Origin of the sequence: Lactobacillus porci, from assembly GCF_009695985.1 — a bacterium.
Classification (GTDB): Bacteria; Bacillota; Bacilli; order Lactobacillales; family Lactobacillaceae; genus Lactobacillus; species Lactobacillus absianus.
Genome location: NZ_VUMX01000033.1, coordinates 1 through 16,765, shown reverse-complemented (window position 1 = coordinate 16,765; position 16,765 = coordinate 1). Strand labels below are relative to the sequence as shown.

The 16,765-nt window shown below is 44.5% G+C and carries 14 protein-coding genes and 1 pseudogene; 11 read left to right on the top strand and 4 right to left on the bottom strand.

Annotated elements, in window-relative coordinates; translation table 11 throughout:
• Nucleotides 1-299 precede the first annotated feature (299 nt).
• Nucleotides 300-542 (top strand): annotated as a pseudogene (locus FYJ62_RS09180) (transposase); the annotation flags it as partial.
• 66 nt (nt 543-608) lie between these two features.
• Here FYJ62_RS09180 and FYJ62_RS09175 read toward each other — a convergent pair.
• Complete coding sequence (locus tag FYJ62_RS09175; protein WP_154549385.1) at nt 609-1,172, bottom strand: hypothetical protein; 564 nt, start codon at nt 1,170-1,172, stop codon at nt 609-611.
• A 434-nt stretch (nt 1,173-1,606) separates the two neighbouring features.
• Nucleotides 1,607-1,909: a LysR substrate-binding domain-containing protein gene (locus tag FYJ62_RS09170; protein ID WP_154549384.1), complete on the bottom strand. Its 303-nt coding sequence runs from the start codon at nt 1,907-1,909 to the stop codon at nt 1,607-1,609.
• Between the two features lie 279 nt (nt 1,910-2,188).
• Between FYJ62_RS09170 and FYJ62_RS09165 the strand changes: the two genes are divergently transcribed.
• The 8 genes from FYJ62_RS09165 to FYJ62_RS09130 all read left to right on the top strand — a co-directional run bounded on the left by FYJ62_RS09165 (nt 2,189) and on the right by FYJ62_RS09130 (nt 11,982).
• Entirely contained in the window at nt 2,189-2,545 is a 357-nt protein-coding gene (locus FYJ62_RS09165; RefSeq protein ID WP_154549383.1) for a DUF1304 domain-containing protein, read from the top strand.
• Nucleotides 2,546-2,791: 246 nt separating this feature from the next.
• Complete coding sequence (locus tag FYJ62_RS09160; protein WP_154549386.1) at nt 2,792-3,511, top strand: HAD family hydrolase; 720 nt, start codon at nt 2,792-2,794, stop codon at nt 3,509-3,511.
• 2 nt (nt 3,512-3,513) lie between these two features.
• A complete protein-coding gene (locus tag FYJ62_RS09155) occupies nt 3,514-3,780 on the top strand; it encodes a GNAT family N-acetyltransferase (RefSeq protein ID WP_154549382.1) in 267 nt (88 codons plus the stop codon).
• A 164-nt stretch (nt 3,781-3,944) separates the two neighbouring features.
• Nucleotides 3,945-5,384: a Rib/alpha-like domain-containing protein gene (locus tag FYJ62_RS09150; RefSeq protein WP_154549381.1), complete on the top strand. Its 1,440-nt coding sequence runs from the start codon at nt 3,945-3,947 to the stop codon at nt 5,382-5,384.
• Between the two features lie 245 nt (nt 5,385-5,629).
• Nucleotides 5,630-7,873, top strand: a complete 2,244-nt coding sequence (locus FYJ62_RS09145) for a mucin-binding protein (RefSeq protein WP_154549380.1) — start codon at nt 5,630-5,632, stop codon at nt 7,871-7,873.
• A gap of 259 nt (nt 7,874-8,132) precedes the next feature.
• A complete protein-coding gene (locus tag FYJ62_RS09140; RefSeq protein WP_154549379.1) occupies nt 8,133-9,380 on the top strand; it encodes a Rib/alpha-like domain-containing protein in 1,248 nt (415 codons plus the stop codon).
• Nucleotides 9,381-9,513: 133 nt separating this feature from the next.
• Nucleotides 9,514-11,277: a hypothetical protein gene (locus FYJ62_RS09135; protein ID WP_154549378.1), complete on the top strand. Its 1,764-nt coding sequence runs from the start codon at nt 9,514-9,516 to the stop codon at nt 11,275-11,277.
• 135 nt (nt 11,278-11,412) lie between these two features.
• The gene (locus FYJ62_RS09130; RefSeq protein ID WP_154549377.1) at nt 11,413-11,982 is read left to right on the top strand and encodes an NADPH-dependent F420 reductase; all 570 of its coding nucleotides are present in this window, start codon (nt 11,413-11,415) and stop codon (nt 11,980-11,982) included.
• A 94-nt stretch (nt 11,983-12,076) separates the two neighbouring features.
• On the opposite strand, the gene FYJ62_RS09125 is transcribed toward FYJ62_RS09130, so the two are convergent.
• Entirely contained in the window at nt 12,077-13,063 is a 987-nt protein-coding gene (locus FYJ62_RS09125; protein ID WP_154549376.1) for a Gfo/Idh/MocA family protein, read from the bottom strand.
• A complete protein-coding gene (locus tag FYJ62_RS09120) occupies nt 13,056-13,622 on the bottom strand; it encodes a ribose-5-phosphate isomerase A (RefSeq protein WP_154549375.1) in 567 nt (188 codons plus the stop codon). Before FYJ62_RS09120 ends, FYJ62_RS09125 begins: the two co-directional genes overlap by 8 nt.
• On the opposite strand from FYJ62_RS09120, the gene FYJ62_RS09115 reads away from it, so the two are divergent.
• Both FYJ62_RS09115 and FYJ62_RS09110 read left to right on the top strand, forming a co-directional pair.
• Nucleotides 13,597-14,229, top strand: a complete 633-nt coding sequence (locus FYJ62_RS09115; protein ID WP_229771891.1) for a MurR/RpiR family transcriptional regulator — start codon at nt 13,597-13,599, stop codon at nt 14,227-14,229. The two genes, FYJ62_RS09120 and FYJ62_RS09115, sit on opposite strands and share 26 nt — an antisense overlap.
• A gap of 447 nt (nt 14,230-14,676) precedes the next feature.
• A complete protein-coding gene (locus tag FYJ62_RS09110; protein ID WP_154549374.1) occupies nt 14,677-16,509 on the top strand; it encodes a hypothetical protein in 1,833 nt (610 codons plus the stop codon).
• The last annotated feature ends 256 nt before the right edge of the window (nt 16,510-16,765 follow it).

Here is a 16,765-nt window from a genome sequence, read left to right as displayed (position 1 = left end):
AAGGGATTCCTTTCGTATTGATAGTGTTCAAATCAATTATACGGAAAAGGAGTCCCTTTTCTTATACCCAATTTTGATTTACTTTAAGGAACTGTTCATCCTTACACATAAGATTATACGGTCTCCAATTTTTGGTCATGTAAAGTGATGATTTGAGTAATCTTTTGAAAGAGATCACTCATCTAGTGTAATGTCATGATGATATCTTAATAATATTGACACGGATACTGCACATGCGTCTCTATATCAGCAGTTATAGTTCTGATTGCGCATGTTTTAAATGTCAGTATGACATTACACTAGATCAAGCATACAGCTCGCATGGCGAGGTAGAGATGTGCGTCAGACTCGAGGAGATCATAGAGATCTGCCAAGCAACTGAAAATAGCCACTTTATTTGGTTTGCACGTCTCCTAAAACGCCATTTGAGGGGGATCTACACATTTGCCAAACACGGGATATCAACTGGCAAACTTGAGGGCATTAACAATAAGATCAAGACCGAGAGACGCAAAGATTATGGGTATCCAGATGATGAATAGTTCTTTCTGCGGTTAATGGAACTATCGCGGAAGGCTTCCAAAGTCTCTCAGGCATTACACAAGTTTTTATACTGAACCTTGATTTTTGAAAAAGTCACGTAGTTCAGTAATAAAAGGGGATCGATTTTTGAAAAAGTCGCGTGGTTCAGTAATAAAAGGGGATTGATTTTTGAAAAAGTCGCTTGGCTCAGTAATAAAAGGGGATTGATTTTTGAAAAAGTCGCTTGGCTCAGTAATAAAAGGGGATCGATTTTTGAAAAAGTCGTTTGGTTCAGTAATAAAAGGGGATCGATTTTTGAAAAAATCGCTTGGCTCAGTAATAAAAGGGGATCGATTTTTGAAAAAGTCGTTTGGTTCAGTAATAAAAAGGGGGGAAGCAATAAAACATCCCCATTTTTTACGTAGCCAAGGCCAAACCGCACCAAAACATCCCCATTTTTTACGTAGCCAAGGCCAAACCGCACCAAAACATCCCCATTTTTTACGTAGCCAATGCCAAATCACACCAAAACATCCCCGCTTTTTACATAGCCAAGGCCAAATCGCACCAAAACATCCCCGCTGTTTACGTAGCCAATGCCAAATCGCACCAAAATATCCCCACTTTTTACGTAGCCAATGCCGAATCACACCAAAACATCCCTATTTTTTACGTAACCAAAGCTGAATTGCAAGCAAGCTGTCCTTCTAACTTTGTACGGCTAGTGACGACTCAGTTGCTTTAATTAACTGTAAAGTATTGGTGATCAGAGTCAAGCTTGAGACTGATCGAGCATATACGAAAAAGATCGTCAGGCCACTTGGGTGAATGACGATCTTTATTGGGCATTTACTTGTAACGAGCTGGCAGGGTAAAATACTTAGTATTATTAGTGACGTTAATTTGTGACTATACGTAAACTCTACCTTTCTTCAAGACAAAGCTTATTTTCTCTAAATTTGTTGCAGAGCAAAGCATTGTTTGCTATCGCATTACAATGGTCAAGGCCTTTGTGTCAGCTTGTCAGAAACAGCAGAGCATGCACTCTGGACTATCTCAAGATCATTTAGAAAGATCTTGAAGCTTACATCCCTGCGGCTTCTTCTTGCATGGTGTGGCAGAAAGAGAGAACCAGCGGATCGTGTTCTTCTTTCCGGCAGACCAGGCCATAGTTAAGCCCGGCTGAATAAGCCAAGCGAACGGCTTTAAGCTCACAGCAATTTTCAATTGCGACGAAGCTCGGCATCACGGTAATTCCTAAGCCGGCTTTGACCATCAGATTGACGATCTCAACATCGTTCACATAGCTGATGTCTAAATCATCAACGCCTTTGCGAATCTTTTCCTGCAGTTTAAGCTGCTCAGGCGGGCACCAGTTGTTGTCCATCAGTACTTGTCTGACAAGGTTTGAGATGGCGCAACCACGATATTGTCACCATTCTACCAAGCTGGATTTGTAAGCAAAAAAGTAGCATCTCTGCACGTTTTTTCGCGTGAGGGGATGCTGCTTTTTTGTTGAAACTTTGCTGACTTCGACAACGGCAAGCCAAATGATGCCATTATGCTTAGTGCTTTTTTCATGTTTCTTTGGTTTGACACATCGATTCTGCTTCCGGTAGAATGTTAATACTAGTTATGTATGGTAAAAAATAATAGGGAGCTTTCAATGAAAATAACTTTGCAAATATTAGCTTGCCTGGTGGCAGTTGAACATTTTTACATTATGTACTTAGAAACGATTGCGACGAGTTCCAAGAAAACCGCGGAAGTTTTTCAAATGAGCCAAGAAGAACTGACTCGTCCGTCAGTTAACGCGCTCTTTAAGAACCAAGGGGTTTACAATGGTCTCTTGGCAGTCTTGATTTTGATCGCCACTTTTGCCTTGAGCAAGATCGTTCTGCAGCTGCTCTTGGCATACGTAATCTTGGTAGCGATCTATGGGGCGATATCAAGCCAGCCGAAGATTCTGCTGATGCAGGGTGGTCTGCCAATCGTGGCTCTGATTGTCAGCTTTTTCGCGTAAGGATCACTTTTTCGATAAACGAGAATGGCTCGAGGCATAATGTCATTAAGCCAGGACATTGAACGGCGAACGCCTGTAGACACTCATCTATTCAGATGAGTGTTTTTTGCTTTTGGCAATCGAACCGCGCCAGTTGGTACTTTTCGAAAAATCCCCAACTAAACCGAAACCTGCGCAACTGCCGCCAAGGACAAAGCAGTCTTATTTCACGAGCCTTGATGGTATAATGAAGGCGAGGTGAAAATGATGAAATATGAAGCCGTCGTGTTCGATATGGACGGAACGATCTTAGATACTAGCGCCGATTTAACGACGTCTTTGAACTATGCTTTTGAAAAGACGGGACACCGGCACGATTTTACGGTTGAAGATATCAAGAACTTTTTTGGCAGCGGGGTCGTAGTGGCGATTACCCGGGCTTTGGCTTATGAAGCCGGCAGCAGCCTGGAAAGCCTGGTTGCTTTTGGCACCAAGGATGAGCAGATCCCGGAAGCCGTGACTCAAGCGGAAGTTGACCGGGTTCTGAAAGTTTTCAAGCCATATTACGCGGACCACTGCCAGATTAAGACTGGTCCTTTCCCAGGCATCCTGGAGTTGATGCAGAAACTGCGTCAGCGGGGGATCAAGCTGGCCGTCGTTTCCAACAAGCCGGATGAAGCGGTGCAGGTCTTGGTCGGGAAGCTTTTTGGCAAAGAATTCGACTTCGTCTTGGGTGAAAAAAGCGGGATTCGCCGCAAGCCAGCGCCGGACATGACCAGTGAATGCGTCAAGGTGCTGGCGGTGCCGCGTGACAAGTGCGTCTACATTGGCGACTCAGAGATCGATATCCAGACCGCGCGCAACTCAAAGATGGATGAGATTGCCGTAACCTGGGGCTTTAGAAAGGTCCCGTTCTTGAAAAAGCATGGCGCGACCGTGATCGTTGACACGGCTGAGGAACTGTATCAAGCAATTTGTGAGGAATAATCATGAAAGTTGTATATGAAGCTGACCAACAGCGGGCAGCGGTCTATGACCAAGGTCAGCTGATTGGCCAGTGCGTCTATGAAGACAAGGGTGATCACTGGATCATCACGACGACCAAGGTGGATCCGGCTTATGGCGGACAGGGTCTTGGCCGCCAGCTGGTCGACGCCGTCGTGGCTGCAGCCCGGAAGCAGGGCGTCAAGCTGCGGGCAACCTGCTCCTATGCCGTCAAGGTTCTGGCAAAGCCAGGATATAAGGATTTACATTAAAAAAGCATCCCCGCTCCGCAATTTTGCGGAATAGGGATGCTTTTGTGTTCTTATAAGTATTTTTGCGCGTCTAAAGCGAAGGGGACCAAACTTATTGACAAACAGGCCCATTGAGTAAAAAATAAGGATGTGTAATGCTCTGACAAGATGTAGGAGGAAAAATCATGGACAAGAAGCTGAAAGCCATCAGTAAAGTTTCACTTGCCTTGGCTCTGTTAGGCGCCGCGGCACCGGTAACAGTAACTGCTCCAACTGCCATGGCCGCCAAGAAGGCTGCTAAGAAGAGTACGAAAAAGACTAAAAAGGCAAAGAAGTCTAAGAAGAAGGTTGTAAAGAAGACAAACGCGCAAAAATACGCGCCAAAGGCCAAGAGCGTAACTGTCAAGGCTGGCAGCAAGCTTTCAGCCAAGAGCGTCATCGCCAACGCAAGCAAATTGCCGGCTAAGAGCAAGTATGCTTTTTCACCAAAGCCAAACTTGAAGAAGACCGGCACTTACAAGGTCAGCGTGATCGTAACTTACCCTGACAAGTCAAAAGACAAGGTCAAGAATGTCAAGATTAAGGTAACCGCGAAGAAGGCGGCTTATAACCCAGCTAAGACTACTTATGAAAAGTACAAGAAGCAAGCTGCAGAGCTAGGTTCATTAAAAGCCGCGCAAAACGACTTGAATCAAAAGAAGGCGGCTTTAGATATTGCCAACCAGGCTTATACGGATGCTGTAGCTAGCTACAATAACAAGGTTTCCGCTGCTAAGACTAAATATGATGAAGCTTCAAGTGCTTATGAAGCAGCTGGCTATGATTTTATCATGAGCAAGGCAACGGCTAATTTTTACCAAGACTCAAAAGCTGGCATGGCAAATGTAGCTGCATTGGCAAGCTACGTAAATGGTTTGGATGATTCAGTTAAAAGCTTCTTGTCGACCAGCAATTTAAAGAAAGATGTTACTTTAATCAAAGAGCTGAACAGTCTCCGAGTATCGGACAACAATTTTTCCAATCATAATGCTCTAGGGGTCGACTATGATCTCATGATCTATGCAAGCATATCTGGTTTTATCTCAGATAGCACGATGAATCATACATATTTTATGAACGCTCCTACTGAAGTGTATGCTTCCCGTGCTGAGAATTTGGCTTGGGGCTACAGTGATCCATTAACTGGTTGGTACACTGAAGAAAAGGCGATTTATGATGCTCACGGCAGTGGTGTGACTGGCCACTATACGAACTGCATGGGCGATTATGAGTATGTTGGTTTGGTTCTTGATCAAAGTACGGGAACAAGTGCGGCAGATTTTGGCAGAGACAAGATTTTAACTAGCGAATCGGGGACGCAAGTGACCGTTGATGAGTTTGAAGCTGCTCTCAATAGTTATGTTGCTTCTTATGAGTCGACTATGAACACGGCAAAGGCAGCTTATGAGCAAACCAAGGCTGATAAGTCAGAGGTCAATGCTGCGCAAGAAAATGTGAACAGCAGTAAGAAGGCATATGATGAAGCTAATGCAAAGGTGAAAAAGGTCAAGACAGTCAACCAACAATTGGCAAAGGCTTATGCGGCTTACCAGAAGTCTTTAAAAGCTGCACACAAGAAGAAATAACATTGGTGTAATGATTATAGTAAATTAGTTAAACTTGTTAAAGTATGACTCCGACATCTATTCGGGATTGTGTGCCTTAATTCTTGACGAGTATTTATATTTAGCGCTGGAATGCGTATTGGCAGCTTAAGGGACCACATTTGTTTATTGGCCGGTTATTTCAAAAAAAGTAATTTGACAAAAAACGTGCTTAAGTCAAAAATTAAAATGTGTGAATATCTAATAACAAGTGGGAGGACAAAATCATGGACAAGAAGCTGAAAGCTATCAGCAAGGTTTCGGTTGCATTGCTTGGAACAGCTGGCTTTGTTGCTGCTGCACCACAAGTAAGCGTACAAGCCGCGGCAAAATACCAAGTGTATGTTTCTAAGAAAGCTTACGTATACACATCAAAAGGAAAGAAGACTAAGAAATCATACAAGAAGAAGGCCAAGTTGACCGTCTATGGTACTAAAACGATTAAGGGGAAGAAGTACTACAGTCTTGGCAAGGGACGCTACATCCGGACCAGTGATGCAAAGAAAGCCTTCGTCCGCTACAGCTATTCCACGCAAACGAAGAAGATCACCAGAACCATCAAGCTCTATCAGCCAAAGGGTGAGAAGAAGGTGATTCAGAAGGCCTACATCAAGAGAAGCGTGAAGACGGATAACAAGACTAAGAAGAAGACCTATGGCAAGTGGAGCACCTCTTCTTGGAAGAAATATACCGTGGCCAAGGTGGAAGGGTATACTGCTAGTCGGTCAAGTATTGGTGCAGTTAAAGTTACCTATAAGCTGAAGAATCAGACTGTTAAGGTGACCTACAAGAAAAATGCTACTGCAGCTAACAACAATCCGGCATCAGATTCAAAGACGACGGATGTAAATGACAAGGGCAATTTTTTAGCAGGAAATACCAATTCAGCTTCAAATTCAAAGAACACTGGTGTAAGCGACAAAGGCAATTCTTCAGCAGGAGATACCAATTCAGCTTCAAATTCAAAGAACACTGGTGCAAGCGACAAAGGTAATTCTTCAGCAGGAAATACCAATTCAGCTTCAAATTCAAAGAACACTGGTGTAAGCGACAAAGGCAATTCTTCAACCACTAAGAACAATTCTCCTTCCGTTTCTAAGCCAAATAACAGCGGATCTAGTTCGAGTTTCTCTAATAGCTCAAGCTCAAAGAATACAATATCTGTTAAGGCCGCGAACTTTAACGTAAAGAGAAATGTTAGTGCTACGGATGGTAGTCAGAACATTGATATGTTCACTTTAAACTCCGACAGCACATTTAGCAAAAAGAAGAGTGCCGCGGCAGCGGAACTTTTTGAAGGCAGCTACTATCCAATTGTTTATCACGTATCAGCGACGACTACGGATAAGAGTGGTGTAAACTGGTATAAGATAGCCGATCCGCTGGATAACAATAGTTCTGCTTGGGTTAAGGCGGATGGATTTACGACAACCACGATTGCTGCTGGTTCAACTCGTCCGACTTATGACAAACAAGCCAAGGCTGATTATGAGAAGTACAAGAAGCTGGCTGAAGAGCTGGGTTCGTTAGAAGCCGCGCAGAATGACTTAAATCAAAAGAAGGCAGCTTTAGATAGTGCAAATCAAGCATACACGGCAGCCGAAACTAGCTACAATAACAAGGTTTCAGCTGCTAAAGCCAGTTATGATGAGGCTTCTAGTGCTTATGAAGCAGCAGGCTATGACTTTATCATGAGCAAGGCAACAGCTAACTACTATCAAGACTCAAAAACCGGCATGGCAAACGTTGCCGTATTGTCAGGCTATGTAAATGGCTTGGATGATTCAGTTAAGAGCTTCTTGTCGACTAGCAATTTAAAGAAAGATGTTACTTTGATCAAGGAACTTAACAGCTTCCGTGCATCAGACAATAATTTTTCTAATCATAATGCTTTAGGCGTTGACTATGACCTTATGGTCTATGCAAGCATAGCCGGTATTATCTCAAATAGCACGCTGGATCATACATATTTCATGAACAATCCAGAGAATGTGGATGTATCTAATGCAGAGAACTTAGCATGGGGCTACAGTGATCCATTAGATGGCTGGTATACTGAAGAAAAAGCAATTTATGACGCGCATGGCAGTGGCATAACTGGCCACTATACGAACTGCATGGGCGATTATGACTATGTTGGTCTGGTGCTTGATCAGAATTCGAAAACAAGCGCGGCAGACTTCAACAGAAATAGAGACTCGAGTACTCAAGTGACTGTTGATGAGTTTGAAACTGCGCTTAACAGTTATGTTGCGTCTTACGAGTCGCCTATGAATACGGCAAAGTCCAACTACGAACAAGCACAAGCTGACAAATCAGAGGTCAATGCTGCTCAAGAGAATGTAAATAGCAGTAAAAAGGCTTATGATGAGGCCAATGCTAAAGTAGAAAAGATCAAGACAGTCAATCAGCAAGTGGAAAAGGCTTATAAAGCTTACAAGGACTCTTGGAAAGTCCCAAGTGAGAAGTAATTACAGTAGTGTAATTATTAGGGAGATTAGTTAAGCTTGTTAAAGTATGAATCTGATATATATCCGGGTTCATACTTTTTTGCTATTTCTAGATATTTGCTAATTTGGTTATAATCGGCGCTGGAACAAGCTTTGAGACTATTGAAATGGTCTGCATACAATAGATGATCTTTTTGTAAAAAAGTAATTTGACAAATAGACCGTTTGAGTCAAAAATTAAAATGTGTAATCATCTAATAATATGTGAGAGGAAAAAATTATGGGTAAAAAGCTGAAAGCCATCAGTAAAGTTTCTGTTGCCTTGGCACTTTTAGGCGCTGCTGTACCTGCAGTAGAAGCAACTCCAACTGCTATGGCAGCTAAGAAGAGTACTAAGAAGGCGAAGAAAGCCAAAAAGAGTACCAAGAAGAAGTCGACTAAGAAAGTAGCTAAAAAGACTAGTAAGAAGAAAGCTACTAAGAAGCCGGTTAAGAAGGTTGCTAAAAAGAAGGTAGTCAAGAAGACCGCAAAGAAGGCTGCTACAAAGAAGACTACTAGCAAGAAGACTGCCAAAAAGGTGGTAAAGAAGACAACCACCAAGAAGCCAGTGACGAAGGTTGTCAAGAAAGCCACCACTAAGAAACCCGCTCAGACGGTTATTAAGCGTCTGACTATGGCAGACAAGTACCAACCACAGGTTAAGAGCGGTACAGTTAAAGTAGATTGGGGAGCGAGTCTTACATCTAATTTAGATGGTTATCGTCCAGAAGAGTTTATTACTAATAAATCTTCTTTACCGTCAACTGTTGACTATGATTACTTAGATAAAGTTGATACTCAGAAAGGTGGCAGCTACACGACTAGAATTCAAGCAACGTATAGTGACGGATCAAAGGAAGTAGTTGGTTCAGTAACTTTTGTGGTTCCGACTACTGATGTTGATAAGTATCAGCCGACTGTTCATGATGTAACACTTGAGTACGGTGCAGATGATTCACTTGAGTACGGTGCAGATTATTCAATCCGTAAGGATCTTATCACTAATCCAGCAGGATACTTCCCAAATGACCCAATCTTTTCACAATTTAAGTGGTCATCTGATAGAACACAGTTTGACTTACAAACAGATTCAGAAAATTCATTCTCCGTTAGGGAGCCAGGGACTTATACGGTACACGTTAAGGTAACTTATCCAGACAGATCTTATGAAGATACTAACAAATTTAAGATTACAGTGTTACCGTCACAAGCTGAAACGATTAAGGTTGCACCAAAAGCTTCAAGTTTTACGGTTTCTTCATCCTCAGCTTTGGAATATCATGATGATGATTTAGGGGATACATTAGTTGATCCAAGTTTCTTTTTGACTAATGCTTCCTCATTACCTAAGGGTACTGTAGTACGCTTCAATGGCTCTTTGGACTCTACAGATACATTGGATCCAGGGAAGTATGAAGACTACTTAACTATCAACTTCCCAGATGGAAGTTACTACGACACTGCCACCTTCACTGTCAATGTAAAATAATCAAAATAATCCAGCCTACATTCAGGCTGGATTATTTTTATCCCACAAATCCCGGCGTCCCACATTTCCTCAACAAATCGGGTAAAATAGCTTTAGACGCAATAACGTATTTACAAAAAGAGGGAGCTTGACCATGCAAAAATCAGCAATCACTAAACTCAAGAAAATCGGCCTGTCAGAGGAGTCGATAGATTTCCTTCTCCAGTTCTATACTGGCGGGGTTAATGCATACGGGATCATCTCTCTTGAGGATCTGTACGGCTTGTACAAAGACATCAAAAGGCAGAACCAGGACTACCCGGAAATTACATTTGAGCAATTCCTCACTTTCGGCGAAATCACAGGCAGTAAATTGCTTGAGCATTACGCTATTTTTAGTCCAGAAATCATAAACAAGTACTGCAATGATTCTGGCATCCCCTTAACCAGCCCACTTTTGGTTCATGAAAGTGTCGCCTGGAAAGAAGACAGTATTCATGAAATCTGGTACCTCTATATGGAACTCTGCGAATTCAGCAGCAAGTTTTATTTAACTCCTGACGACCTTCGCGACTTTGCCGAGCACCAAGAAACAGTTGACGATCGCGCTTTTCAAAAAGTTCTGGCAGAGCTGAAGGCCTTTGGCAAACCGCTTGATGAAGTAGAAAGTCAGATCTATCCAAACGACACTGGCCTAAACGAAATCACCAAGTTAGTGACCTATGCCTACCAAACCAGCCCAGGTAATTTGGAGGCAGCTTCAGCAGAATTTGAAAATCTCTCCTTATTCTACCGGCTTGACTATGGCAAGCACACTTTCCAAGAAATCTGCACGCTGATGAAGCGGGCACTTTACGACCTCCCTTGCTGGGGCCTTGGCGGCTACACTTATGGAAAGATGATGGGGATCCCTAAGGAAGACATCACTGAGAATGAATATTTTGACGATTCTTTCTATAAAGATGATGACGACCTTTTCGATTTAGCCGAAGACGATATCTCAACTGATTCCAGTCAGCAACTTGGCCAGTTGCTTTTGGACCTAGCCAGTGATACCCACCCACATGCCGCAATGCGCAAAAAAGCCAGCTACCCAAAGCGCCTGCTCGACAAGACCATGAAGAAGCGTTATGCTGACGCTGGCTTTGACACCGATAAGCTGGACTTCTTGCACAAATTCTTCCAAGCAGCTGTCAACCTCTACGGCGTAATCGAACTTGCTGACCTTGCCCAAATCTACGGAGATATTAAGGACAAAAATCATTACCCTGACATCAGCGACGATGAATTCATCGCATTTGCTGAACTGGTTCGCCGGGAAAAAGTACCCTACTATGTTTTCGAACAACATGAGCTTTTAAAAAACGGGATCGACTTCGAATTTGGACGGATACTTGTGAATGAAGACCTGCTAGGTCCAGATGGCTTAAAAGCACTGGAAGGCGTCTATAATGTCTACTTCAGCGAATACGCAAGTGAGTACTGGGAGCCAGAAGACATGCTGGCTTATTCCGGTCACCAGCAGGAGAAAGAAGAGCTGGACATGCTGGCCTACTTTACCCAATTAGGGAGCAGGGATGCCAAGATTGTCAGCCTGGAAAGCAAAGACTTGGCCAGAAAGATCGTTGACCACTTCCTCTGGACTAGCAAGGGCGGACTTGAAGATGCTGACCCAATTCCTAAAGAGGAGTTCCGCCAGCTGCTGGCTAATGGCGGCAAGCCACTTAACAAAGAGGTTGAAGATAATATTTTAGAACTGATCCGCAGCTATGACAAGAACCGGCACGTCTATGTCCTCAAGGGTTGGACAACTGATGAGTGGAAGTCCAAGCCAGAAATCCATGGCGAGCAAGTACAAAGAGTCAAAGCCATGCAGGCTCTTCTGGACATGATAAAAAAGCACAAAGATCACGAATAAACCTAATCCAGTCCACTTTCGGGCTGGATTATTATTTTGCTAACTTTTTGTAATAAAAAAGCTTGACTTTCTTTTGTCAAGCTTGTATTCTTATAATTAACAACTTACAAAAAGAAAGCAAACGAGGTAAAAACAATGAAGGTAACAATTTTTGGCAAGGGCAACATGGGGCAATCAATCGGCAAGAACTTTGAACTGGCCGGCAATCAAGTGGAATACTTTGGTAGTAGCGACAGGGCAGAAAAGCTTGGCGACCTGGTAATCATGGCTGTGCCATTCGGTGCTTTGGAAAGCATTGCTAACCAATACAAGGACGAGCTGAAGGGCAAGATCGTCATCGACATCAGCAACCCGCTGAACTTCGACACTTGGGACGAATTGGTCGTGCCAGCTGACTCATCCGCGGCGCAATTGCTCCAGTCCTGGCTGCCTGACTCCAAGGTAGTCAAGGGCTTCAACACGACTTTTGCCGCAACTCTGCAAAGCGGAAAAATTGGCGACCTGCCAACCACGGTTCTTCTGGCCGGTGATGACCAGGAGGCTAAGGGGACCATCAAGGAAGCCTTAGCTGGCAGTCCTTTACGGGTATTTGATGCCGGCGCCTTGAAGCGGGCCAGAGAACTGGAAGCAACTGGTTTCCTGCAAATGACCCTGGCGGCCAGCGAACAAATTGCCTGGACTGGCGGCTTCGGCATCGTTGAATAAGCAAAAAAGAGTGGGTTCAACGAACTCACTCTTTTCTTGTACCCAAATTTTTGAAAATAGAGATACTTATCGGATAAAACTTTATCAGATTAAACTAGTCCTGGTCATCCGGAAAACGCATCCCCCATTGGCCTCTAACCGCCGTCAAAATGTGCATCACTTCCCGGGAGGTCTGCAGTTCGCCATCGTCATGGCCCTGCTCTACATACCGCTGCATGTCGGCCACTTCATAGTCCAGAGCCAGACCACTTTCCCCAGTCGTGATCGTCTCTTTGCGTTCTTCATGAGCTGAGGCGGTATAGGTTACTTCCGCCTGCATGGCCCGCGGGTAGTTGCTGATCTCGACATAGCCCTTAGTCCCGGAAATGACGCCCCGTTTTGGCTGCTTGGCCCGCATCGACAGAGCCATCACGGCCAACTGCTGGCGGTCGTTTTTCAAAATAATGCCGGACTGTTCGTCCACGCCCGTTTCAAAAAACTTCACCGTCGTCAAAATATTGTTAGGCATCTCATCCAGGAAGGTCCGGGCAAAAGCCGTAGCGTAGCCGCCGATATCTAAGAGCCCGCCGCCAGCCAGTTCTTTTGAGAAGAAACGGTTGGCCGGATCATAATCCTTCAAACTGCCAAAGTTGACTTGCACCAGCTGGATCTGGCCCAATTTGCCAGAAGCGATCAGCTCCTTGACCTTGCGGTAAAGCGGCATGTGGTAGAGGGTAAAGCCTTCTGTTAAAATCAAATTCTTTTCTTTAGCCAGGCTGGCCAGGTCTTCAAGCTGCTTTTCGTTAATCGTGATCGCTTTTTCGCAAAAAACATGCTTGCCAGCCAACAGTGCCTGCTTAGCATATTGGTAGTGGAAGTTATGCGGGGTGGCAATATAAACGATATCCAGGTTGGGATCCTTGATCATCTCATCTGGGTCAGTATAAAGATGCTTGATTCCCTTTTCCTGACCAAAAGCTTCCAAAGCCTCTTTATGAGGGTTGGCGGCAGCGTAGACTTTGCCGTTGACCCTCTTTAATGCGTCAGCCATTTCTCCGGCAATCCAGCCAGTCCCGATAATTCCCCAATTGTATTTAGTCATGATTTTCTCCTTTTCCAATTTCAACTGCTTGTCCATTTTGAACGGTGATGACGGAAGTAACTTCTCCTGCAAAAAGCGACGAGGCAACAACGCCATTAAAGGCAAGCAGTTGCTGGTTTACTTCTTCGATCTTGTCCCAATTTTCCGCGTATAGATCAACTAGCTTGTTGCCCAAAATTGATTCGTTTTTCCGGACACTGGCCTTTAAAGCCAAGCCTTTAGCAAACCTAAGCAAGGATTTAACAGCTGGAGCAGCTACTTCAAGGCAGAGCTGGATTTCTGCGTCGAGCTTTTCTCTTAGCCGGCCTTCTGGCAAAAGAAGGATATATTCATCAGCCTCTTGCGCGGCGATTTTTTCAAAAAGATGGATGCCACCCTTGCTCTTGAGTGCCCTTAAGGAAAAATCAACGCTGTCTGCTCCGTCAAAGGCCAGGTCAAGCTGGTCTGCTTCTTCTGCTGGCTTAATTGCCAGGCCGAGGCTGTCCCCTAACTGCCGGGTAGCCGGGGCAGGGGAGTAGAGGTCAAGGGCTAGCTTGGCCTTGGCGATTGCCCGGGTCAAGTCACCCGTCTCAAGCTTGGCATCCCTGAACCAGGATGATGTCTCCCAAGCCCTGGACCAGATCGCGGCTAGTAAAGAAGACGAAATCGACCGGACTATTCGCCGCTTGCCAGCTGCTACTCTGAAAGAAGTCCTGGATCTCTTGGAAAATAGCCGCTTGATCCAAGTCGCGGCTGAAGGGGACACCTATCCAGTTGCTGAAGACGCGGTCTACAAGCTGAACCAATTGGGCTTATTGGCTATTTCCAGTCCGACCATGGAAACGGTGATCGGCCAGACCATGAATATGAGCAGCAGCGACTGCCTTTGGCTGATTTCCAACTCTGGTGAATCATCTGGCTTGTTAAAACTGGCTGATTTGGCCAAGGAAAAAGGCATCAAGGTCGTAGCCATGACCAACCGGCCAGACTCGCCCTTAGTTGCTAAGAGCGACTACCATCTGACAACTGCAATTGGCCAGACGGTCTTGCAGGAAGAATACCTCTTTTCCCGCCTGGCATCATCGTCTTTGGTTGAAGCAATCTTCCTCTTGCTTTTAAATCGGGACAAAAAGCGTCTGTCCCACATCCAGGCCCATGAAAAGCTGATCGCTGACCGGAAGGTATAAGGGTATCTTTTGGCGCGATTTGCTGGAGACATCCCCACGGGGTAATCGTCATAGGGCTGATTTACCTGGTCATGGCTGGAAATATTGTAAGAACTAAAAAGGGCTCTTTAAGGCAAAATAAATACCCGCTGGCTTGTTTTTAGCAAGCTGGCGGGTATTTTTTAGTCACCCTTGTTAGGCATAACATCTTGAGTAGCAACTGACAGTTCTGTATAATTCATAGTAAGAAGGGCCCCTGTGTTTTTGTCGTTATTAACATTGTAAGGGACAACCCTTCTTTTTTATTGCCTATTTTCTATTTACACAAGAATTTGTACTGAACCTTTTTTCTCCCAAAATCCCAGACCGAAATATTGTCTCTGGCAATTCAAGTTTCGACATTTCACCTCTCAAATCCGGTAAAATAGAAGCAGTTAGTAGACACAAATTTTTTGAGAGGAATATACGATGAAGGATCCAATAATCACGAAAATACAGCGTGAAACTGGTGCTTCATATGAGCAGCTTGCTTTTCTCATGGAAGTCTTTGCCGGTGCGGCAAATCTTTATGGCATTATCCGCATCGATGACCTGTATGGCATTTACCAAGATATCGAGCGGCAAAATTTTGACTATCCGGGAATCAGCTTGGAACAGTTTGCTAAATTCAGCAATAATGTTGACTCAGTCGACAATCGCTTTGTAGTCATTGATCAGCGCGTCTTTAACAAGTTCATCACCAATTCTGGCCAAAAGCTGGAATTTCCTTTGCTGGTTAATAAAGAAATCGTGGAAGAAGAGTTCAAGTCAAAGGATATCTGGCACATGTACCGCGATATTTGCGAATTCAGCCACAAATTTTACCTGACGCCGCCAGACCTGCGGGACTTTGCCGATCCAGAAGTAAGCGCGGAAGACCGGGCATTTAGAAACTGCTTGTCGAAGCTGAAAATTGACGGCCTGACTTTGAACAAAATCGGCGGGCTGATTACCGATGACCGCTCAGGCTTGCAATATATCACGGCCCGGGTGACTTTGATGTACCAGCTCAGTCCAGGGAATTTGGACGCCGCTAGCTCAGAGCTGCGCCAGATTGCCAATTTCTTCGAGATGGATTTTGGCAAATATACTTTTGACCAAGTGGATGCCTTGATGAAAAAGAGCTTGTGTGACAAGCCATGCTGGGGCTTGGGCGGCTACACATGCGTTGAGTTGCTGGGCATCAACAAGGACGATATTGTCGTGGATGACCACGGATTGGACGAGGAAGACGACCCATTGGCCTTCATCCTGGATGCTGAACGACTGCCAGACTATGTTAAGGATGAGGAAGACCGCAAGCTCGTCGTCAAGTACCTGAAGCGCCTGAAGCGCAGCAAAGCTGCCAATAGCGATGGATGCTACTCGTTGAGTGATTTCGTGCAAATGCTGAATAGTTCTCCAGCAGACCAGGAAAAGACTGTCAGCCGGGTTGCCTATCCTAAACGCTTGCTGGACAAGACTATGAAGAAGCGCTATGGGGATGCGGGATTTGAAGGGGAGAAGCTGGATTTTTTGCATCAACTTTTCCAAGCAGCCATCAACCTCTACGGGGTAATCACTTTGCAGAAGCTCATCGAGATCTACAAGAAATTGCAGGTCAAAAACAACTACCCTGAAGTCAGCGACCAAGAATTTGCCAAGTTCGCGGAACTGGTGCGCCGTGAGCAGGTGCCATACTATGTGTTTGAGCAGCACGAGCTCTTCCGCAGCCGGGAAAATGCTGATTTTGCCCGGATCTTGGTCAATGAAGACGTGCTGGGACCAGCAGGTCACTTACTGGACGGCGTCTACAATATCTACTGGAGCGAATATGTCAAGGAATACTGGATTCCGGATGATCTCCTGGCTTTCACTAGCCCTCAGCTGGCAAAAGAAAAGCAGAACCTATTGGCTTACTTGACCAAGCTGGGCTGCCCAAACGGCGAGAAAGTCAGTCCTGAAAGCAAGCGTCTGGCCCAGAAGATCGTGGATTATTTAGTTTGGTCTGGCAACGTAATGCATGATGATTTTGAACCAGTTGTTGAGAAAAATTTCTCCCAACTCCTAGATAATGGCAAGCGAGAGGTTAATGACAAAATTAAAAAGCAACTCGCGCAGCGGATCCACAATTACGAAAGCAATCGTCATGCTTACATGCTCAAAGGCTGGAAGGATTCAGACCTGCAGGAGCATCCAGAGCTGGATGGTGAAACGATTGAAAAGTATCGAGTCATGACCTTGATCGCAGACTTGATAAATCCAGACCGTGCAGCTGATTGAGAGCACAATTTTGATGAGTCGTCTTGATGACGACTTTTTCTTTGCAATTTTTCACAAGTACAGACTATTTTTTGGCAAAAAATTATTAGTCAAATTTCCGCCATCTTTATTTCCCACATTAATGTAAAATACTTAAACTTCCCACTTGCAAAAGTGGGCTTGTACCTTGAAAATTCAATAGTTTAGCCAATAAAAAAGCACAAGGCCTTTGTTCGCTTGATATAATTTAGTCAACCACAACATCATCAATATCAAA